Source organism: Arthrobacter sp. LAR12-1-1.1, assembly GCF_040676555.1.
Lineage (GTDB): Bacteria > Actinomycetota > Actinomycetes > Actinomycetales > Micrococcaceae > Arthrobacter.
In genome coordinates this window covers 39,428-60,373 of record NZ_JBEGIG010000079.1, presented here as the reverse complement: position 1 = coordinate 60,373, position 20,946 = coordinate 39,428, and the positions used below count along the sequence as shown (strand labels likewise).

The window sequence follows — 20,946 nt, the reverse complement described above, 5'->3', positions numbered from 1 at the left end:
CATTCCTTCTGCCGCGCGGTGTCAGGTGTCGCAGCGAACGCCCAGACACCGCCGACCATTCAAACAATCTGCGATCTTAAGCGGGAACGATTATGAACAGCGGAACTGTCTTTCAACTGGACGCGGATGATGCGGTAGCTTTCATCGAAAAACAGTTGGAAGCGTCTGAAACAGCGCAGGCATTGTTTCGGGCGCTACAAGACGAAGGCCTGACACCCAATGCCCAGCGGTCACAGCTGTTCGGGATCTACAGCCGGGAGAGCCGCAAGTCACTTAGCGTGGGCATCCTTCCTTTTGTTACGGAGGATCTAACCGCCCATGGGGCCATCAGTGTCTCGGAAGGAGGGTTTGCCCGAGCAGTCGTAGTGCATGTTCAGAGCCGTACTGACCTGATTGAGTTTATTTCCTTGGATTTTTACGAGGGTGACCTGCTCCGGCAGACATTCAGCAAAGACGAGCTCGCCGCCGAGGGAGTGGAGGCTGTCGTCGAACGGCTGGACATGCTGCACTCTCCGCAGCCTCTGGTCGAATTATCCGGCCGACAGGTGAGCTTGGTTGCTCATTTAGCCTTTACGACCCTTCACCGGGACGAGTTTTCTCGGGCAGTGTATGGCGCTGACGATCTGATTGCCATCTCGAAGCAAGCGCCTTCCGTGGCCGACGCTGCCATCGTGATGCTGATGACAACCGCAGCATCACCCGGCGGCTGCTCATGCAGTAGTTCCTGCTACGGCTGCAGCAGCTGTAGTTGCTCGTGGGGCTGAGAAGTGCGCAACCTGCCGGCACGTCCCCAGATGGCCAGGCGCTTCACGGCACTCTCGCCGTCCCCAGGGCGGCTGGTTCTTCAGTCCCTCACCCACGCAATATCGATCGAGGACCCGGTTGGCGATGTTCGTCGGATTGTATTGCTGGCGGACGGCACACGATATATCGAGGAGATCCTCGACGCGATGGAGCCGCTGGGTCCCGAAGCGGCTGTCGGTCTACTCGAGGACCTGGTGGAGGCCGGGATCCTCGGGAAAGCCGAGGCCGATATGAATCATGACGGCCTGACGAGCGCCGAGCGGGAGCGCTACGCAAAGCAGATAGCGCTTTTCTCTCATTTCGCACGACCTCGCGCTGACGCCTTTGCGGCACCTGGTGCGGACTTCCAATCGAAGTTGAAAGACGCCACGGTACTTGTGCGTGGCCTGGGTCCCATCGGAACGGGCCTGTGTCGCGCCCTCTGCACGTTGGGTGTCGGCACCATCATTGGGCTGGACTCATCCGCTGTTGGATCAGCCGATGTGGCACAGGATCCGTGGTTCGCCAGTACGGACATAGGGAGCGATCGTGCGGAGCGAGTCGCAACCCGTATCCAGGCGTGCCACCCAAGCACTGAGTTCATTGCAGGCAGGAGCGACAACGAGCCGCTGGCGGATCTCCTCGGCGAGGCAACGACGGCGGTGCTCGCAGAAGACCGTTTCAACCCTACGAGCTATGAGGAATTTAATCTCGCAGCGTTGGAGTCAAAAACGACGTGGACGGGTTTCAGGCTGAACGGCTTCGACGTCTGCATCGGACCCACGGTGATCCCGGGTGAGACAGCATGCTACACATGCTTTGACCTGCGTCTGAAGAGCAACATGAGCGACTACGAGGAATACCTGCTGCTCGAAACCCATCTCAAGGAGGACGACCTGCATTCTGGGGCGCTGATGATCAATCCAGGCACGGACCTGGCCGCCCTCGAAGTAGCAAAGATCCTGACAGGGTTCGTGGCACCGACGACAATTGGACAACTGTTCACGCTGAATCTGCTCACCCTTGCGAGCAAGTCCCACCCCGTATTGAAGATCCCTCGTTGTCCATCCTGCGGCGCCTCTCATCAGCAGCGTCCACAGCCCCGCCTGTGGGAATTTGCAGGCCTCCAAACTCAATTTCCTGCGGCCCATGAACCCGGTTGAGTCCACCCCGCCCCAGGGTCACAATCGGAGCAAACGGTCATATGCCGACCCTCATTACGCCACGACCAAGGTGCCATCCCCGGTCGACCCCCGCACCGGTATCATCCATGAACTCGGAGGTCTGCCTTGGGCGGCGGGTGAGCCGGAGATATTTAACTGCTTCGTGCGGATGGCCCGGACCGAGCGGTATCTCGGCGTACCGTGTTATGACATGAACGGCGGTGCCGGACTAACACTGTCGGCCGCCCAGGCCGCGGCAGTTGGCGAAGGCCTGGAACGCTACTGCGCATCGGTTTATGATCCGGCGGAGCTAAAAGTCGGGAATGCAGACGAACTAGCCAAGACGCACCGTGTGGCGCCTCCTGGGACTTTCGCGTTGTTTCATCCGAGCCAGGGAGCCAGATTCCCGACATTCGACAATTTTACACGCCTGGCCTGGGTCATCGGACGCTCACTCATTTCGGATGAACAAACTCTCGTTCCCGCCTGCCTTGTGTACATGCCCTACCATCCGCAAGAGGCGGGTGAGGTGGTGCCTGCACCCGCAATTTCCACAGGCCTTGCCTGCGCGCGTTCCTACCCGGAGGCGGTGCTCGGCGGACTATACGAATGCTTTGAGCGTGACGCGTTTGTTATCCATTGGATGAACCGCATAACCCCATGCCGGATCGCGCCAGAGGCCGAGGATGCCATCGCCTCCGTCTATCACGAGCGTTTGGCAAAACCAGGATTGCATTACACCCTCCTCGATGTGACGCTCGACCCGCCAGTTCCGTCCTATCTCTGCGTTCTCATTGATGATCGGAATTCGGTCCCTATGATCTCGATAGGCGGAGCGAGCAGCTTTGACACGCCTAGGGCACAGCTGAAAGCGATGATGGAGGCAGCCCAGACACGCGAATGGGCAAAAGTACTCCCGGCCGAGGGAGCAACGGCGCTGCGTAACGATGCGGAGCAGGTCAGAACGTTTGAGGATCATGTTGCGTTATACGCCCATGGAGGGATGCTCGAGGCAGTCGAATTCTTACTTGATGGCCCTGTTGTGCAGCCGCGACAGCCGCAAACATGGGAAGGTAGCGGAGATGCCGCACTCCACCGGGCAATAGAGCTACTGCACGAAGCCGGGCTTGATGCCATCGTGATTGATTTGACGACGCCCGACACCGCCCAGTGCGGTTTCTGCGTTGTCAAGGTTGTCATACCCGAGCTTCAACCGCTCGACGCCGACTACCGCAAGCGTTTCTTGGGCGGCCGGCGGCTGTATGAACTTCCCCGTCGCCTCGGGCTCAGTGACCGCGAAAAATCACCCGCCGACCTCAATCCCGACCCTCATCCGTACCCATGAACCAAGAGCATTCCGAGGCAGCTGCCGGCAGGTATTCCGAGAGTGTAGAGCGCATATCGCTTGCCGAGCTGTACCACGAGAACTCGAAGCAGCGCAGATATGACAGCGGTTTCGGCCTGCGAATCATGGCAATGAACAACAGCCCCGCCATGCAGCAACTGTTCGCCGGAAGCTACAAAACATACGCGGGAGCGCCGACCATCGACCTGCCGGCGCCTGAAAGATGCAACCGACATTCTCTGCAAGAGACAGTGGAATCCCGCCGCTCGGTCGACCGGTTCGGCTCCAACCCACTGGGGATAAGCCAGCTCTCCTACGTCCTTGCGCTGGGGAACGGGATTACAGCATCCACTGGCCACGGTCGCCAACGTCCCCTGAGGGCGGCTCCCTCGGCCGGCGCGCTTTATCCGATAGAGATATACGTCGCTGTCTCCCGAGTCCAGGGCATCGCGGCGGGCACCTATCATTACGACGTCAGGGGACACCGGCTCGAACAGATGGCAGACCAAGACATTGCGCCGGAACTCGGTCGTGCAAGTTCATATGATCACCTCTTCACCACCTCGGGTGCCACCGTGATGCTCACGGGAATGTTGGGGCGCACTCAGATAAAGTACCAGGAACGGGCATACCGCTTTATGGTGCTCGAAGCCGGCCATACCGCAGAAAATATTCTGCTCGCCGCTGCTTCCCTGGACCTGGCGGCTACTCCGGTCGGCGGCTTCATCGATGATGAAGTAGCAGCCATACTGGATATTGACGGGGTTGACGAGGTCGTGCTGGAGCTCATCCCGGTCGGAGCCGCCCCACACTACGCTGACGCCGTGCAACCTTCTACGATCGAGAAGGAAATGCTGGCCATGCTGTGGCCGGACCGAGCGGATGAGTCTGGATAAACTCGGACCCAGCGGGGGCATATGACCGGTCTGACCGGTTACGGCCCCGTGGAATGGTATAGATCTCTGCAGCGGAATTTTTCAAGCTGAACGGTACCAACGGGAGTTAGGCGGCTGTTCGGGGATTTCCTTTGGTTGGTTGATCCACGCCGGTCCGGGGAACGCGAGGACTTTGGGATCCATGGTGGTCGTGAAGCGTTCGGGGTGTTTCGTCCGGGCTGCAGCGAGGGTTGCCGAGCGTTCCCTGACTACGCCGGCGGCGTGGCCGTAGTCCACGTTCGCGGGTGTATGGAAGCCGATTCCGGAGTGCTGGTGGTGATGGTTGTACCAGTCCACGAAACCGCTGATAAATGCCCCGGCGTCGTGGACTGAGGCGAACGTTCGGGAAATTCCGGACCGTTTTTCAAGGTCTTGAACCGCGCCTCGCTGTAGGGATTGTCATCGGACACCCGGGGCCTGGGAGTGAGACCGGGGACTTCGAGATCCGAGAGCAGCGCGGCCACGGTTTTAGACGTCATGGACGTGCCCCGGTCCGCGTGCACGACCTGGGGAATGCCATGGATGCCGACGATCCCCTTCATCATCTCCACAGCCAGCACTCCGGATTCGGTGGCGTGGACGTGCGCGCCGACGATTAGCCTGGAATGGATATCGACCATCATGTAGCAGTCAAAATACTTCCCCCTGACTGGCCCGCGAGCTTTGTAAGGTCCCACGTGAACACCTGGCCCGGGGCCGTAGCGAGCAGTTCGGGAACTGCCCCGAGGCGGGTGTTTGGCTAGCCGGCGGCGTTCCTTGACCTGCTTGTTTTCCTCCAGCACGCGGTAAAAGTCGTCAGGGGTCCCAGATAGATCCCCTGATCCAGCAGCTTCGTGTAGACCTGCATGGGTGCCAGGTCCACGAACTCGGGCGAATTCAGTACAGCCAGGATCTCTGCCCGCTCAGCGGCGCTGAGCTTGTTCTGCGGCACACCGGCATCTCGTCCCGCGGCGGGGGCCGGTTTCCGGTTCGTGGTCGTCCTGGAAACACCGCTCAATGATGCTGCCTTCCGCATGGGAATCTTCAGCTCCAGCATCGACCGGTAGGTGGCCATCAGCTTTTCTTAGGACCGGGGCCGTCCGGCATATCCTCTGAGGTCCTCTCTAAGAACGCCTGTAGTTTTCCCATTAGTTCCAGGGCTGCCTCGGTCTTCTTCAACCGGCTCTCACTCACCTCTAACTGGCGGCGCAGACGCGCGTTCTCGGCCTGGTCCGCCGACAGTTACCCAATCGTTTCCCCGGCCTTCTTCCCGGCCAGAACGCCGGCGTCCCTCAGCCGCCGCCACTCTCGGTCATCTGCGAGGAATGCAGTCCCTCCCGACGCAGGAACGCACCGCCCTTATCGCTCTCACAGGCGGTCTCGTACGCGGCCAAGAACTCGAGCTTCTGGACCGGGGTGAACGACCGGGCGGTGAGGCCGCGGACCACCGGCCCGCAGCCCGTCACTACTAGTACTACTACTCACAGCACTATCTTCGCGTACTGCACTCAAAACTGGACTGGACATGATTACTGGATTCCTGGTTTTCGCCCCACGTGATTAAACGGACTTGCTATGAGCCGTTGGTACCGTTCCGGGACTGTAGTTTAAACGGTGTAACTCCAGTGAATTAGGAGGTAGCCGTGACTGATGTGGTGAAAGAGACGGAGGCGGCGGAAGCGGCTGCCGGTCCGGTTCAGGCGGACGCGGTGGACGAACAGCTCGTGCGGCAGCTGGGCGAGCGAGCCCGGGCGGAGGGACTGCAGCTGACCGGCGAGGGCGGTCTGCTGGCCCGGCTGACGAAGATGGTCGTGGAATCGGCGCTGGAAGGGGAGATGGAGGACCATCTGGGCTACACCCGGCACGATCCGGCGGGCCGGGACGGCGGGAATTCGCGCAACGGCACCCGTGCCAAGGAGCTGCTGACCGAGGCCGGACCCGTGCAGATCGCGGTGCCCCGGGACCGAGACGGTTCGTTTACCCCGCAGCTGGTGAAAAAACGCCAGCGCCGCCTCTCCGGGCTCGATGATCTGGTCATCTCGCTGTCCGCCAAAGGGCTCACCCACGGGGAGATCTGCGCACACCTGGCCGAGGTCTACGGCGCGGAGGTGTCCAAGCAGACCATCTCCACCATCACGGAGAAGGCCCTGGAGGGCCTGGCGGCCTGTCAGAACCGACCGCCCGGTCTATCCGGTCATCTTCATCGACGCGGTGAACGTGAAGACCCGCGACGGGCAGGTCGCGAACCGGCCGGTCTACGTGGCGCTGGCGGTGACCGGCGAGGGCACCCGGGACATCCTGGGACTGTGGGCCGGCGAGCACGGCGACGGGGAGGGGGCGAAGTACTGGATGCGGGTGCTCTCGGAGATCAAGAACCGGGGCACCCAGGACTGCCTGATCGTGGTCTGTGACGGGCTCAAGGGCTTGCCCGAGGCCATCGCCGCCGTATGGCCCCGGACGGTCGTTCAGACCTTATCTGTTCACAATAGTGACGGCGGGACGGTCCCGCCGGCCAGGTTCTCGTGGATTTTGTCCTCCGGATGCTCAAAGACGAAGCGATCCGCCTGGGCTGCCACGAGGAGGTTGATCCCGGTCGCGAAATCGCGCGACTTGCCGACAATCATCTTGAAATGGTCTCGTGGGACTCGCCATTAGGTGAACGATCGGGTGATAGTGCTCGCGGCCGAAGGCGCCCCGACTGCGGTGGAGGTCATCAGGGATGGCTCTCTGGGGAGCGACCTGACAGCGGCGGCAAGGCAAGCCGCTGACGGGCAATATTCGCAACGCTGTCTGCGACGCGTTTCAACTCTTTTTCTGGCGGCTTCAAATTCTGCAGGAGATCGTGCCGGAAAGATACGGCCTCGACTACGGGTCGATAGTCATTACCGAAATACTCCTGTAACCGCGCCATTGCACCGCCAGTGGGACTGACGGGCAGGAGGGTCGGTAGATTCTGCCCAGTCGCCGGTGCCCCGAATTGTGGTTTGCGCATCTCGCGCTCCAGCAGGGCTAGAGCAGTGAGAATTAGGTCGCTCTGCTGGCCTGCAGCGGACAGGCGGCTGAGTGTTGCAGCGACTTCCTCGCGGCTCGGTACGATGGCCGATGTCATCAGTTGAGTCAGCAGCGGCATAACGAAACTTTCAGGCCAGCCGCTCATCTCGCGCGGCCGGCCCAAGGTGTTCTGTGAGGCCTGCCGTTGTGGCTCATTCACCGGTCCATCATTCTCTCCCGCGGGAGCGGCGACGACGATGATCCTTTCGCCGTTTCTCAGTGCCTGCACGTATTCCAGTTGTAGGCGGCTCCTTCCACCAGAGTCGTAAACGACGACCGCTGCGCGAGACAGTGCGACATCAATTGCGAGCGGCGTGTTTGCTTGGACGTTGGCCCGTATGTCGTCTATGCCAGATGGCAGAAGGCCCGTCACGCTCGGGACCGACGGGAATACGAACTCACGGTAGAGAGCAAGTAGGGGCCTGCTTGCTACAAACATCGCAAGCTGCGGGGCGAAGGGTTCATGCACGACGTAGCTCCGCCGTCGTAGCATCGGTCCGGGCCGCAATTTCTGGCAGGACTTCGCGTTCCCAGGCCTCACGCAGCTCATAGAAGAACTCCTCTAAAACATCCTGTCGGGATGCTTCTGGGTTCTCGTCCAAAACAATCGCTTTCAAGCCCCGCCGCATGAACTTGGTGGCGAGCCCGCCTTTATCAGTTGGCAGAATCGCCCATCCGGCCCGGCTCATCTTTCCCAGCCGGTCCCGAAGCAAAGCGAGTATCTCGCGGAGATCGCTATCGTCCAGGCTGTACCCGAATAGGACCGGTTCACGTGTCAGAAGCAACCAGGACAGGTATGTGAAAAGAAGTGGTCTCCGGCGAGTAAATCCGTCGTAGTCATCCTCGGTCATGACCAGATCCCCTGGATGCCTAAGATCACCGTGAAACTTCAGTAGGTACGTTGCCTCGGGACGACGAGCTATCGACAGTTGCGACTCACCCAGCAATGGAACGCACGGGCGATGCCGGCGCTGATAGGCACTCTCCAGGAGAAAATCGGCATTGGTTGTTACCACGGTATCGAATGGCAGCCCTGTAAATTCCAGGTGAACGCTGCTTGGCTCGACATCATCAACCAGTAGCAGTTCCGTGAGACGTTCAATCAAAACAGGGCGCCCGTAGAGTTCGGCAAAAGCCGAGATCGCTTCGATAGGATGGTCTGACGCCGCCCCCGGAACATCTCCTTCCAGCGCCTTACCCAGTTCAGCCCACGACGGCGGCCGCCGGTTGTCTTCTGTAGCGGCAGTCCTGCTGATTCCCGCACCGACAATCGGAAGCCACTGGCCAGCGAATAACGCTCGAAGGAGTCCTCCCGGAAGTCGTTCAATGTACCTTGGCCGTACCGGTAACGCCACGGGTAAACCTCCGTCAATCGATTAGTCCGATGGACCTCGAGGGTAATCTCGTCTCAAGCCTACGAATCCTGCTTGTCTCAGCGTGACGCAGCGGCGTTACAACGTCGTTACGAACTCGGCGATAATCTAGCCTGAGAGGTAATCGCAACTCGCTCTTAGCCTGGATCCGCCGGCATTCATTGCGCCCGGGCGGCAGTGGAGGCGGCCTCGGAGCCGAAGCCAACGGTGGCTCTGTCGCGCCAGTTGCCGGGCAAGAACTTCTCGACCATGAGTCCGCGCCCATATGGCTAAGGGGATGATGAGCCTATTGAGTCCGCAAACACGCGACCTGCTCGGTGAGGAAATCCTTAGTGAGTACCTGATTAGTCGGCGCACTCCAACCTTCGATGAACTCGAATCCGAAAGCGGCCGGCTTGACGTTGCAGGTGTTCGGGCGATTGTGACACTGCATCGATGTTGCTATGCAGCCCTTGAACGAACCAAACCGGAACCAGAAGTAGAATCTCCGGAGCGTCTGTCCGCGATGTTCGGGCGGTTTACGTCCTTTTACGTAGAGGACTATGGTCGTAGGCTTAACTGGCCTGCCACAGGTCCGCTGGGTCCGCTCTGAAGCTCTTTTTCAGATTTGGACGCGGCCCTGGCTAAGTGCGACTTCCCCCATCTTTAGCTACTTGTGTGGACCACTCGCTCTGTCGATCAGCCGCCGCTGTGATGCGGACAGGCTCGGACTCTTCTCACGTCCTTGCCTGTGGCGCGGCGCGGTGGTGGCGCCGGTGACGTTGAGGACTTCGATCTCGTTCCACCACCTGCAGACAGTGCGGTAGAGCTTGTTTGTCTCCGGCCGTGCTGCGGCGTCCACGAGTATCTTCAGTTCCTCTTTCGCCGCGGCCGCGTCTTGGAGGGAACTGGTGTGCAGCAGGGCCCTGACTTGTTCCTTGACTTTCCACACGGCTTGCAGCTTGCCGGTGGCGTCGTAGGCGGCGAAGAACGCGGCCAGGCGGCGGGCTGCTTGCCCGGAGAGCGTGTCGCCGGCGCGCAGGAGCAGCATCCGGTGGGCCCATGCCTTGTCGACGCCGCGGCCGCGGCGTCCTTTGACCTGCTGGGACAGGTTCTGCCGTGCCTCGGTCATGGCCTGGTTGGCCAGGGCGACCAGGTGGAAATGATCGACTGCGACAGCGGTGCGTGGAAGCCACATCCTCAAGGCTTTCCGGAACGCCGCCGACGGGTCGATCGCGACGACCTGCACGCCCAAGCGCCACTGAAGCGGCCGGGCGAAGAGCCAGTCGCCGACGCCCCTGTGGTCCCGGCCGTCGACCACGCCCAGGACCTGCCCGGTGTCCAGATCCACGATGGTCGTCATCCACGGCTCATGCCGGACCCACGAGCTGGAATGAGGATCACGGAAGTAGCGCACGGACCGGAACCGGTGTTCATCGATGCCCAGCATCCGCGGCCTGAGCTCATCCACGTCCGGCAGGGTCAGGAGGCAGGCTTCGGTCAGCGCGGCACGGACCGTCCACCAGGACACCGCGAACGCGGCGGCGGTCTCGGACACGGCCCGGCCGGAATTGATGACGGCGTCAACGACGTGGTCCCGGAGCCGGCCCGTGGACCGGGCACGGCGCGGGACCTGGGCGGTGGATTCAAAGAACGAAAGCCGGGAACACCTGGGTTCCTCGCAGTGCCAGCGGTACTTGGACCAGAGCACCTCTACGGCGCCGGCGACGGGAATGTCCCGGATCCGTTGGAAGCGCCGTTCCTTCCGCCGTGTCGCCACGACACCGCAGCTGGGGCAGCCCGGTGGCTGGTCGGTTTCAACGATGATCTGGCGCCGGCCATCAGCCAGTGCGGTGGCCGAAATGACGCGGTAGTCGGGCAGGTTGAAGATGCTGGTGGCAGCGTCGAACGCCACAACGGTAGGCTCAGTCAAGGCTCGTGGTCCTGTTCCTGGTTGAATGCTAGACACACTCATCCCAGCAGGGCCACGGGCCCCTTTTTTAGCTACGACACGGAATCATTTCCCCACGAACCACGAAGAGCCACTTAAGAGATACAAGCCGCTAAGGAACCCTTGTCCTCTGCCGACGCCGCACTCATGGCCGAAGCCGCCCACGTCGAAGCCATCGTGAAGGAGACCCAGACCCCGGCAGAGCACGTCGTGGACCACCTTCAGGAAACCCGCAGCAACGAGGCCCAGCTGAGCCCCGCCCAAGAACGTGCCGAACGCATGGCCGCGCTGGCCCGCAAGGTCCGCGAAAACCGGGCCAAGACCAACAAACCCGACGACGCAATCACCAGTACCCCGGAAGCCGTCAAGGAAGCCCTTGAGCAGATCAAGGCCCGCCGCGCCGAAGAACAGACCCGGTACGAGGAAACCCGCCAAGGTGGGGAGAAGGAAGTTCGCCACGACCGCGGACCTGGAATCGGACTCTAGGCCAGTTTCGGGCCTGGGCCCCTTCTCTCCCGACCGGATTTCGGGCGACATGTCGAGATGACAAGGCCGGCGCGGCACCTAATTGATCAGCAAACCGCGAGGGAGGCTCAACGGCGGCGAACTCATTGAACGGGCCCACCAGAAAGGAAACCGCGGAGAAGTGCGAGCCCCGAAACGAAGGTAGTCCGGGGCATGCCGCTGGCCGGAGCCGTCGTGGAAATTGGGCCGGAGGTGAAATCGATAGTGTCTTGCTCTTCGCCGAAATCCGAAGTTCCACCGTCTCGCACACTGTCTCGCAACGGGGCTGGAAGGGGTGCGAAGTCATCGCGAGGGGAGCGGGAACCCAAGGATCTCCTCAGCCTTCCTTAGCGTCCGGCCATCGAAATAGTATCCATGAATGTGAGGGAACGCATGCTGTAGCGGGCGGTTATGTGTGGTCCAGTCGATGCGCCCTAACGGTACCGGCTGTCCCCCGTAAACCGTGTGGTTGCCCGCTTCTGTAAAAGTTGCCGATTGCCGGTATAGCCCCTCGCCCTGAGTTCCGTAGCGGCCACCCAGCACCGTGTGCGCGTATCCGTTGGCGCGAGGATCGGGAAGGGGTACGTCGATTCCCCCCTTTGGTTGATTCATGCTGAGTTCTACGACCTCACCGCTGGTGGTTCTTGGAATATAGGGCTTGAATTCTGGCCCCGAAGCCGAAGGTGTCGGCAGCATCAAGCGACCACGGTTAAAGAACTTGTCAACATAGCTCACGACTGCCCTCGCGCCATAACGTACTCCACTGACCAGAGCTGTCAATTGCCCGCGAATGAATGCAGCGCCCATCGCCACCAAGGTCGCATCCGCAGAGTAGGCGGCTGCGAGGCCAGTGCTTGCTCCAGCTTGAACAGCGAAAGGGTCAGGGTAACGGACTTTGGATCCGTCCAGGTTCACACGGCCCACACGATATGAGAGATTCCCAGCAGATGATGGGGTGGAGCCGAATTTGGTGCTGATAGCGTAACGCGGCTCTGGCCGAGGCACTTCCCCACCTCGCCCGATCTCTCCAAACGTAGGCGCTGGAGGGGCCGGCGGCGAAGATCGAGAACCAGCACAGGAGCAATAGTGGAATCCGAAAGTGAAGCCAGAGCCAGACCCTGTTGAGAAAGTGTCTGTGAGCCACCCGACCGGTTCGAAGCCCGTCGGATCAACCAAGTTCGGTGGCGAGTTGAGCACGTAGGAGTATGGGTTTAGGTTCTGCGTGCTTGGCAAGCTCGCAACGAGCGGGTCAGGCGTCAAAAAGCGGCCCAAGTGTGGGTCATAGAGACGCCCCCCCATGTCAATGATGCCGAATGCATCCTCCAGATGATGACCCGTGAAACCGAGGTCGGACATAGAGTTGGACGTCGATGGTTCAACAGGCCCGACGCTATCCGGCTTAAGTCCTACGCCAAACGGGTCGAACCGCTGTCTCTGCGCTACGAGGCCGGATTCAGTGGTTCTTTCTGCAGGTGTCCCAAGTGCGTCCGGGTGACTGTAAAGAATCTTCGCCTTTTCCAGGCCTCGATTCCCAACTTCCCATATTTCCTCTGCAACAATTTCACCCCTGGCCTGCAATCTAAATGCAAACGTATCTTGTCCGTGCGCCCCTGTGCGGCGCTGCATCTCCCGACCGAAATTCAAAGTTGTTTCAGAACGCGAGTTTTGTGTAATCCGACGACCAAAGGCATCGTAGCGATAAGTAGTGGTGAGGTCTGGGCGTCGAATCGTAGAGGGGAGATTATGCAGGTTATAGTCGATTTCACGGAGCAAGTGCGTTGATTGCCCATCGCGTCGATAGGCTTGGAACTGGTTGCCCATCAGGCTGTAATAATCAACCGTTTCCGCATCCATGACCATCGATTTCGCGGCGTGCGGACTAACCCCCAGAGTCGAATATGTAATTTGATGCCCGGAACCTTGGCCCTCTAGCAGTGTTCTTGAGAGTAGGTTGCCAGAGTCGCTGTAAGCGTACCGGTAGTGCAGCAAATCAGAGCCATTTGAAAGTCTCCAGTGAGATAGACGGCCCAGGGGGTCGTACTCGAAGGTCTCATTTGAACCGGTGATAGCATCGGTTCGTTGACGCATTAAACCGGCGTTTGAGTAGCTGTAGCGGATGTCCTGAACGGTACCCCCGCCGACCTGGCTCAGAATATTTGTCACACGACCCCGCGCGTCGTAGGTGCGTTCGGAGATCAGCCCATTTCCATAACTCTGGACCAGAGGTTCTCCACGGGCGCTCTTTGAAATTGCCTTCCAATAGATTTTCCCGCTTGCGGCGTTGCGGAGTTCGCTAACGTCGCCGTAGGCGGTGTACAGAGTCTCCACACCCAATTGCCGGCCACCGACGGCTGGGTACTTAATTACTGACGGCCTACCGTATTGATCGTATGACTGCTGCATTGACAAGACTTCACCATCGACTTCGAGCGCCTGCATATTCTGTCGACCCTCGGCATCATAACCGAAAGACACCCTCGTCCCATCCGGGGAGGTAGCGGAAGCTAACCTTCCGATTCCATTCTGGGCACTATCCCACTCATAGGAAGCCGACTCCCCACGCGAACTGACTTTCGTTGTTCGGCCTGCCGCGTCCAATTCAAATTGGATCACACCTGAAGGTTCGGAGGTCTCCACAAGGTCACTGAATGCGTTGTAGCGGAAGAGTGAGAGCCCCCTATCGGCATCCATGACCCATTCTTGTCGGCCGCGCAGGTCGTACCCCAAACTCGCTTCGTTACCCTCTGGGTCGATTGTTCGAGACACCTGGCCAAAGGGCCCATAGACATAGCTTGTTGCGATGCGCCGCCCCTGCGCATCCCAGGATGCGGTATTAAGTACGTTGCCGATGGGGTCAGCTTCAATTGCCGTCCTATGCCCGTCCTCGTCCACGGCGGAGATCGCGAGACCCGCGTACGAAAGATGGGACTTGGATCCGTCTGGGGCGGAAAAAAGAACAGGGCGACCCAGCGCGTCATACTCTACTAACATACTTTCCGGCACTTGCCCCTGCTGATGTGGCAGGGTCCGTGCTTCAGGAAACCCCAGCTGCTTGTTGTATGTTCGGTCCTCAAAGACCCAGTTGCCGTCGAACCCCCGGTACCTTCTTTGAACCTCGCGGCTGAATCCATCCAGCGTTACAAAGACATCGTTTCCGCCAGAATAGTTGGCACGAAGTTCCATGAGACCGTTGCTGTTGATGTTGTATGACAAGCTAAGGTCTCCCCTGCCGGGAATTGACACATGACGCGGGCGTCCGAAACCGTCGTATGTCCATCGACTTGTGAGAGTGTTGGCATCCTGGCGCGAGACTGCGACTCCGAAAGTCGAGTCGTATTTCAGTAGCTCGGAATGCCCCATCGGGTTCGTGAATGAAGTCGGGAACGTGTGAGTCTGGTCGTCGTAGCCGATTGATTCCTGGTGCGTCTTGCCGGAGCGGTCGGTCCTTTTGATGAGTTCGAGTAAACCGTGTGCATCGTACGAGTACTCGGTTCTCTCCCAGACGGCCATGTCGCTGGTTGCAGGCTCGATAACTTGGGCAATGTAGTCGCCGGTTCCCGCATCAATCTCATAGGCCATGGCGCGGGTTACTGAGCGCCCCTCGTCGTCGCGGCTCGTTGTGGAAACGGACCGCAATCTGCCTACCAGCCAAGCGTCGAAATTATCCTGATAACGAGTGTCAACTGAAGTGGAATAACTGTGCAACTTTCCGTCTTGTGTCGGCCCCCAAGTTATCGTCGAGTCGCGCCAAGCTTCATTACCAAACGCGTCGTATCTTACGTTTGTGACGTCTGTGCTTATCACTACCTCTGGCGCGCCTGCCGCTTGTTCCTTCTCTTCAGTCACTGCCCGTAGGCGGGCTAGACCGTAGACTCCATCGGACCGCGCGAAGTAGGTTGGCGACAGGAGCGTAGAAGAAACGTGTGTAACTTGCCCATCAACTATCGTTCGCTTCTCCGACAGCAGCTGGTCCCCGCCGGGATAATGACCTGCAAGACCTGCAACATTCTTAGAGACGTCATATATTTGCTCCGTGACTAAGCCCGACCCTCGGTCTCTCGATATCACCTTGCCGAAACCCAGCCACCCATAACCACGCAGGTCGAATCGTCCGTTCTCGTATCGGTAATCTACGCTTACACACCCTGCATCGCTTGCACAGCCTGCACCGGTTGCTGCGGTCCAGTTGTTTACGACCCATTGCCCCCCGAGGCTGGAAGACTGCCCCTTATCAGCCGTTGTTGGACCGGGAGTATAAACATCACGTGTTCCGGTTGAGCCGTAGCGGAATAAGTCTTGCTTCCCGAATCCATCAACTACGCCCACTACAAGATCTAAATTGTCTGCGTCACGAACATAAATACGATTGCCAGGATGCCCTGTTGAAGGCGCAGCCTGAAAGAAGTCACGCTGTCCGTCTCCATTGAAGTCCAAGGATTCTAGTGGCCGGAGAAAATCAAGGAAATCAAGAAAGCCGCCCTTCGGCGTTTGCATGCTTCCCACGGGGATTTTTGCGCTTTCGAAACTGCCGTTTAAACGACTTGCTAGGAAGAAAGATCTGCAACCTCCAGGATGAGGCAGACAAAGGCTGTCATCTAAGGAGTGGCCACCCCAAAGGAGGTCATCCGCACCATCGCCGTCAAAATCATCAATGCTGGGATCCCCGGTGGCGTACACCGTATTGACGCCGTCCACTGTCCAGCGGGATGGTGCCGTGTACCCGTTCCCTGTGTTCAGGCCGACGTATAACTCCCACTCCTGGCGACTCACTTTGGTCTGGACACGCCTAATGATGTCGGTTAACCCGTCCCCATTGACATCCGCAGAGATGAAGTTGTCTAACCCCATCTGCGGGGAGAGCCATTCTGTCGCGACTGTTCGCGTGGCGAGGCGCGCGGTGTAGTCAACCATCACCAGCGAATCTTGCGGACCGCGACCCACAACGCTGGCTCGTCCCGTTCCATCATTCGTCGTGACCAGGTAGGAGTCCGTGGCTTTCAGGGAGCTCATGTTCTCGAACGACTGATAGTGGTCGAACGCTGCCGACGGGGTAAACGCCGCACTTCCCAGGTTTTTACGGAAACCGTGGTGGTCCGCGTCGATCCTGCCAATCCAGTCCGGCAATCCGTCCCCGGTCATGTCAGCAAAGGTTGGGTTATCGTCGTAAGCAACTGATTCTCTAAATGGTTCGGAATACATCAATTCGAACGTAACCGTCTTCGTGAAATCGCTTGTTGTATTCCTGAAGATCTGTAGAGACCTCTCAAGTGAGCAGTACTGGAGTGAACCATCTGGGTTCCTATGTTTCACGAGCCGATATAGTGCTCCCAGGAAGTCCGCCTTCCCGTCGGCGTCTAGATCTGTTAGTGCGTTCTTTGTGGCAGGTGCGAATTGCGGAAAGCGGTCGTTCGTTGCCCAACCAATATCGCAATAGAGTTGATCGAGGAGCGGAAGATTGGTTGCTAAGGGTGCACCGAAGCTTGATCCATTGCTGAGTTGCACTTTAGAGGGAGCGTAGGGTGCAAGCCCTTGTGGTGGCACCAGCATGTCGTCTACGCCGTCCGCGTTAAGGTCTCCCCAGCTCGCCCTATACTCCCCGCCCTCAACGATTTTGAAGGAAGGTCCGCGTGTTTCATGCCACCGAATGATCGTTGGCTTGGTACAGATACCGTCACGGTCACATTGCTTGAGGCTACTTAACAGAGTTCGCCGTGTGGCCGCAGACTGGCTATACGCCAGTTCGGTGGTCATGACCGCCTGTCCGCGTACGGCAACCCCTATTTCCTTGAGCCGAAATGCCTGTTGCAATTCCAGTCCGGCCACATAGGAAGTTTGGCGATCCGGACGTGCCTCATATTTGAAAGTCACAGTTTTGTCGGGCGCAAGTGCAGCTGTTTCTGAATCGAAACCGGTGTACCTAATGACCTGGGGGAGGACTTCAATACCTTTGCCCTCCATCCTTGCATAGGCAACAGTGAGATAGTTTCCGTGCCTGTCTTGAATTCGAGTTGCAGGCCATGTCAACCGGACCGATGACTGGCCCTGCGGTGTCAGGCTCAGAGGATTACTAGGTGGAACGCCGAAGCGTTCGCCCTCGGTTATGCCACTTCCAGGTTCTAGTCCGCGCCCTCCGAACCTCACCTGCCCGTGCCCTCCGAACTTCACAATGGCGCCGTCTCCGGTCTGCATTGTGAAAGTCAACGGTCCGCTGGCATCAGATTCCGCGATGGTAACCTTCGTGTCGGCCTGCGTCTCTGGGTGATACGTAGCCCCGCTCGCACCCTCTTCGCCGTCACGCAAGAGAAGCCGCTCCCCATCAAGGCAGTACCTGTCCCCAGCCAGACCGTCGCTGAAGGTAATTCCTTGTGCGAATCCATCCCGTGCCACCGTGCGAGCACACCGAGAGATTCGGGACAAGCCCGAAACCGACCAACCCATACCAGCCACACCGTTGCCGTTCTCGGACGAGTAGCGTAAGGCGAGCGAGGGTTGAAGGCCCAGGCGTCCCGGAGGGACCCAGATGGGAACGGTATACGTCGCAGCGCCAGTCCGGGATACAGCAGCCTGGCCTTGAACTGTAGCCGCCGCAGTGCCGTCGATGTTTTCGGAGAGGACGAGACTCGTCTCATCGGCGGCAGTAGCGTCGCTCTCAACCGGCGCGATTCCAGAGCAGGCCGGGAGTATGAAAAGGCATAGGCCTATGAACAAACCCCTCTTATTGCGCCACATTGAATCCATCACTCTGCCGATCTGTGTCCCGGCTTTCCTCACATGATGCTCCCGTCGTGGTGCTAGATTCAATGTCGTTCCGATAAAATGAGCACCAGGAATCGGGCACTCCGAGCCGACGAGTTTTCCGGCTGCATTCTGGCCCTGCGGGGTGAGCTCCAGCGGCTTTTTCGAGCTCTAAGGGTGTCTCCCGGAGGACAAAACAAATGCCTGACACTTCTGCTCCTCAAAACGCCCTTGATGCTTTTCAGGCCCTTCGCATTTAGGCATGGTTGGTCTGTTTGATTCGGTAGGGGCGATGTCCGCCGGCTGCGAGTAGGCATCTGAGTCGGTAGTTGGTGAAGTTGCGGAAACCGCGGGCGATTCTGCGGGTTGTTTCGATGACGCCGTTGATCGCTTCGGTGGGCGGGCCGCAGCCATGCTTGTCTGCAACCTGGGCTGCGACGCCCTTTTCGAATGGGGCTACGTTGTCGTCGACGGAGGCGGAAAGGTACGTCCGGGCAGGAGCGCCGAGACACAAAAAGTGAAGGCCGCCGTCGCCGCAGTGTCCGGCAAGTCGTGCCTTGCTTTCAGCACGGCCACCTCCGACAACTTCGCGCAGCATGCATGGCTGGTCCTCGACCCCTAGGCATAGTTACTGCTGACGCGCTCACCCAGTGAGGGCGTCAGGTTCCGGTACGTCCCAGGAATGTCAATGGCCATTAGTTTGTGCCCACGGGCGGCCAGCAGAAATGCCCGCTGGAATTCAAGCTGGTGGCCATGAAATCTGCCCAGTCATGGCCATCAGATCTGCCCACCGGGTGTTCGCCGGCGTTGGCCATACTCGGGACTCGTTTAGCTTATTGGTGTGACTCCTTGTCCGGCCAGGGCCTGGCTGAGGCGGGACCAGCGGGCGAAGGGCCGGCTGTATCTGCAGGGCCTGATGCTGGACGGGCGGCGGAAATCGATGCAGCCGACGGCCGGGCGCCTGGACGTGGACCACCGGCAGTTCCAGCAGTTCGTCTCCTCCTCGCCGTGGAAGGTCGAACCCGTCCGGCGCGGCCTGGCCGCGCTGGCCGAGGGAACGATCACGCCCGAAGCGTGGGTGATCGACGACATCGGGTTCAGGAAGGACGGCACCGCCTCGGCCTGCGTGGCCCGGCAGTACTCCGGCACCTTGGGCAAGGTCGGGAACTGCCAGGTCGCCGAGACCGTGCACATGGCCACCGACGCGGCCTCGTGCCCGGTGAACTGGCGCTTGTTCGTTCCCGAGTCCTGGGACGACACGTGCGCGGACGCCATCGCCGGGGCCGAAGCGATCGCCGCCCCGGCGGGCGAAGGCGCGGATCCCTGAAACGGTGCGGAACCGGCCCAAGTGGAGCTCGCAGTGAAAATGGTCGACGAGCTCGCCGTCTGGGGACACACCTGCCCGGTCGTGGTCGCCGATGCCGGGTACGGGGACAACTCGCACTTCCGGGCCGGCCTGAGCGCCCGCGGCATCCCCTGGGTGATGGCGGTCAAGGCCGGCAACACCGCCTACCCGGCCGACGCCGTGCCCGAACGCCTCGCCTCGACCGGCCCCGGGCACGCCAAGCATTCCACGCTACCGGCAGGACCCCTCCACCCTGGCCGGCCTCGCGGCCGCCGCCGGCCGCAAGCAACTGCGCCACGCCACGGCGCCAACAAGACCGCGGCCGGCGCAGCTTCGCCACCGGCACTCCGGGCCGTCGAAAATCGTGGTGTGGCAGAAACATTGCCGACGCCCCGTTGGGCCCGATCCGACACTTCCCACAATGGCTCAGTTTTCGATCGTCACGACACTCGCGATGCGCGGATTAGTCAAGACAGAGGAGAGCAGGAGTGGGCGAGGCACTCGTCAGGCTCCGGAGGAGGCTCTCTCCTTCGGAGCAGCATTGTTGCTCATTTAAACCCAAAGATGCTGAGGCTCACGCTATTTTACTTCGGGAAACTGCCAGATGACGCACGCCATTGACTTCACGCTCCGAACTGCGGAAAGTCGTTGCTACATAGGTTTCCAGCTCTTCAGACCCACGCCGGATTTGGGGGTACCCATGGGCAATGACGGCTATGGTTTTCAGTTGAGCCTGCTTCAATCGTGGCAACTTCGTCGGGACACCGACGTCGTGCCCGTTGCAGGGCGGCAACAACGGCTGATTGCTGCGCTGGCGATCAACGGTCCCCGTCCCCGAAGCTTCCTGGTCGGTCTGTTATGGCCTGAGTGTCGCGAGTCCAGGGCCCTCGAAAGCCTGCGAGTCAGCGTGCATCTCGTTTCGCGGCAGGTCCCAGGCCTGCTGATCAATGGCGGGACGGTGCTGTCCCTCGGCGAACTGGTCGACGTCGACCTCCACCGGGTCCGGGACCAGATCCGGGCGCTGCGCCGAAGCGGGCTCAACGGAAATGTGGCCTCCTGTCTGCACGAGTTACGGGACGCCGAATTGCTCCCCGGCTGGTACGACGACTGGGTGCTCTTCGAACAGAGCAGGCTGCGGCAGGACCGGCTCCACGCATTCCACATCATTGCCCGCGAGTCGCTGGCGCGCTGTGACTATGAATCTGCCTTGGAGGCCTCGGAGGCAGCACTGGAACTTGAACCGCTCTATGAAAGTGCAGTTGCACTTCTCATTCAGGCTCAAAGGCAGCAGGGCAACAATGCTGCCGCGCTTCGGGCTTTCGAAAGGTATCGAGCGAAGCTGAAGCAGGACATGGGTCTTGCGCCGTCGGAGGGCGTTCGGCGCCTCGTCGCTGACGTTTCGTGACAGCCAGGCTGCAAACGAATGAGAGATATCTAGACGTCGCTAGGAGGGACTGGCTGGGTGGAGAGCCACTGGCGGACAACGCTTAGGACTTCGTCCTGATCAGCAGTGGAGACAGTGCTCGGCTCATCGCCCGGGGCTTGGCTGTAGGTTATCCTGGCGCGAAAACCTGGCGTCTGGTCTGGCTCGTGCCATGTGCGGATGACCAGCGTGCCCATGGACGGCATCACCGGGTCTGACTCGTCTTCGTCCGAGATCCCTGACGGATCATCATTGGTCATGGCATTTCACCTTACTCTCTATCAGCGACCGCCCACATGATGGAAGATCGCGGACTTCCCATCGCCGAGTCCCCTTGGTTATCAGCAGCTAGCCGCAGTGGGAGTTTCGGCCATGGAAGG

13 protein-coding genes and 5 pseudogenes are annotated in these 20,946 nt (G+C 59.8%); 9 read left to right on the top strand and 9 right to left on the bottom strand.

All coding sequences use genetic code 11. From position 1 onward, the window contains the following. The first annotated feature begins 92 nt into the window (after positions 1-92). The 4 genes from MRBLAR12_RS23345 (at position 93) to MRBLAR12_RS23330 (ending at position 4,187) form a co-directional block, all read left to right on the top strand. Positions 93-764, top strand: a complete 672-nt coding sequence (locus MRBLAR12_RS23345) for a hypothetical protein (protein ID WP_364748867.1) — start codon at positions 93-95, stop codon at positions 762-764. A 3-nt stretch (positions 765-767) separates the two neighbouring features. After that, entirely contained in the window at positions 768-1,946 is a 1,179-nt protein-coding gene (locus MRBLAR12_RS23340) for a TOMM precursor leader peptide-binding protein (RefSeq protein ID WP_364748866.1), read from the top strand. A gap of 211 nt (positions 1,947-2,157) precedes the next feature. Continuing rightward, complete coding sequence (locus MRBLAR12_RS23335) at positions 2,158-3,291, top strand: YcaO-like family protein (RefSeq protein WP_364748864.1); 1,134 nt, start codon at positions 2,158-2,160, stop codon at positions 3,289-3,291. Next, positions 3,288-4,187 carry a SagB/ThcOx family dehydrogenase gene (locus tag MRBLAR12_RS23330; protein WP_364748863.1) on the top strand — a complete coding sequence of 300 codons (900 nt, stop codon included), beginning with the start codon at positions 3,288-3,290 and terminating at the stop codon, positions 4,185-4,187. The genes MRBLAR12_RS23335 and MRBLAR12_RS23330 overlap by 4 nt, the downstream gene beginning before the upstream one ends. 81 nt (positions 4,188-4,268) lie before the next feature. On the opposite strand, the pseudogene MRBLAR12_RS23325 reads toward MRBLAR12_RS23330, so the two are convergent. Next, a pseudogene (locus tag MRBLAR12_RS23325) lies at positions 4,269-5,671 on the bottom strand (DDE-type integrase/transposase/recombinase). Between the two features lie 177 nt (positions 5,672-5,848). Here MRBLAR12_RS23325 and MRBLAR12_RS23320 point away from each other — a divergent pair. After that, positions 5,849-6,731, top strand: a pseudogene (locus tag MRBLAR12_RS23320) (IS256 family transposase); the annotation flags it as partial. Here the strand turns inward: MRBLAR12_RS23320 and MRBLAR12_RS23315 are convergent. The 4 genes from MRBLAR12_RS23315 to MRBLAR12_RS23300 all read right to left on the bottom strand — a co-directional run bounded on the left by MRBLAR12_RS23315 (position 6,686) and on the right by MRBLAR12_RS23300 (position 10,541). Beyond that, positions 6,686-6,829 carry a hypothetical protein gene (locus tag MRBLAR12_RS23315; RefSeq protein WP_364748991.1) on the bottom strand — a complete coding sequence of 48 codons (144 nt, stop codon included), beginning with the start codon at positions 6,827-6,829 and terminating at the stop codon, positions 6,686-6,688. The pseudogene MRBLAR12_RS23320 and the gene MRBLAR12_RS23315 sit on opposite strands and share 46 nt — an antisense overlap. An 89-nt stretch (positions 6,830-6,918) precedes the next feature. Next, positions 6,919-7,725 carry a hypothetical protein gene (locus tag MRBLAR12_RS23310; protein WP_364748860.1) on the bottom strand — a complete coding sequence of 269 codons (807 nt, stop codon included), beginning with the start codon at positions 7,723-7,725 and terminating at the stop codon, positions 6,919-6,921. Continuing rightward, positions 7,718-8,611: an SIR2 family NAD-dependent protein deacylase gene (locus tag MRBLAR12_RS23305; RefSeq protein WP_364748857.1), complete on the bottom strand. Its 894-nt coding sequence runs from the start codon at positions 8,609-8,611 to the stop codon at positions 7,718-7,720. Before MRBLAR12_RS23305 ends, MRBLAR12_RS23310 begins: the two co-directional genes overlap by 8 nt. A 667-nt stretch (positions 8,612-9,278) precedes the next feature. Beyond that, on the bottom strand, positions 9,279-10,541 hold the full coding sequence (locus MRBLAR12_RS23300; RefSeq protein WP_364748855.1) for an ISL3 family transposase: 1,263 nt from the start codon (positions 10,539-10,541) through the stop codon (positions 9,279-9,281). A gap of 141 nt (positions 10,542-10,682) precedes the next feature. Between MRBLAR12_RS23300 and MRBLAR12_RS23295 the strand changes: the two genes are divergently transcribed. Next, the gene (locus MRBLAR12_RS23295; RefSeq protein ID WP_364748852.1) at positions 10,683-11,045 is read left to right on the top strand and encodes a hypothetical protein; all 363 of its coding nucleotides are present in this window, start codon (positions 10,683-10,685) and stop codon (positions 11,043-11,045) included. Positions 11,046-11,366: 321 nt separating this feature from the next. Here the strand turns inward: MRBLAR12_RS23295 and MRBLAR12_RS23290 are convergent, their stop codons facing one another. From MRBLAR12_RS23290 to MRBLAR12_RS23280, 3 genes and pseudogenes are all read right to left on the bottom strand, one after another. After that, complete coding sequence (locus MRBLAR12_RS23290) at positions 11,367-17,021, bottom strand: RHS repeat domain-containing protein (RefSeq protein ID WP_364748979.1); 5,655 nt, start codon at positions 17,019-17,021, stop codon at positions 11,367-11,369. A gap of 450 nt (positions 17,022-17,471) precedes the next feature. Then, positions 17,472-17,792, bottom strand: a pseudogene (locus MRBLAR12_RS23285) (SpvB/TcaC N-terminal domain-containing protein); the annotation flags it as partial. A gap of 262 nt (positions 17,793-18,054) precedes the next feature. Beyond that, positions 18,055-18,195, bottom strand: a pseudogene (locus tag MRBLAR12_RS23280) (transposase); the annotation flags it as partial. Positions 18,196-18,210: 15 nt separating this feature from the next. On the opposite strand from MRBLAR12_RS23280, the gene MRBLAR12_RS23275 reads away from it, so the two are divergent. The 3 genes and pseudogenes from MRBLAR12_RS23275 (at position 18,211) to MRBLAR12_RS23265 (ending at position 20,548) form a co-directional block, all read left to right on the top strand. After that, on the top strand, positions 18,211-18,420 hold the full coding sequence (locus MRBLAR12_RS23275) for a hypothetical protein (protein WP_364748989.1): 210 nt from the start codon (positions 18,211-18,213) through the stop codon (positions 18,418-18,420). Between the two features lie 294 nt (positions 18,421-18,714). Further along, positions 18,715-19,764 (top strand): annotated as a pseudogene (locus MRBLAR12_RS23270) (IS701 family transposase). A 79-nt stretch (positions 19,765-19,843) separates the two neighbouring features. Beyond that, on the top strand, positions 19,844-20,548 hold the full coding sequence (locus tag MRBLAR12_RS23265; protein ID WP_364748849.1) for an AfsR/SARP family transcriptional regulator: 705 nt from the start codon (positions 19,844-19,846) through the stop codon (positions 20,546-20,548). A 29-nt stretch (positions 20,549-20,577) separates the two neighbouring features. Here the strand turns inward: MRBLAR12_RS23265 and MRBLAR12_RS23260 are convergent, their stop codons facing one another. Further along, positions 20,578-20,826: a hypothetical protein gene (locus tag MRBLAR12_RS23260; protein WP_364748846.1), complete on the bottom strand. Its 249-nt coding sequence runs from the start codon at positions 20,824-20,826 to the stop codon at positions 20,578-20,580. Positions 20,827-20,946 lie beyond the last annotated feature (120 nt).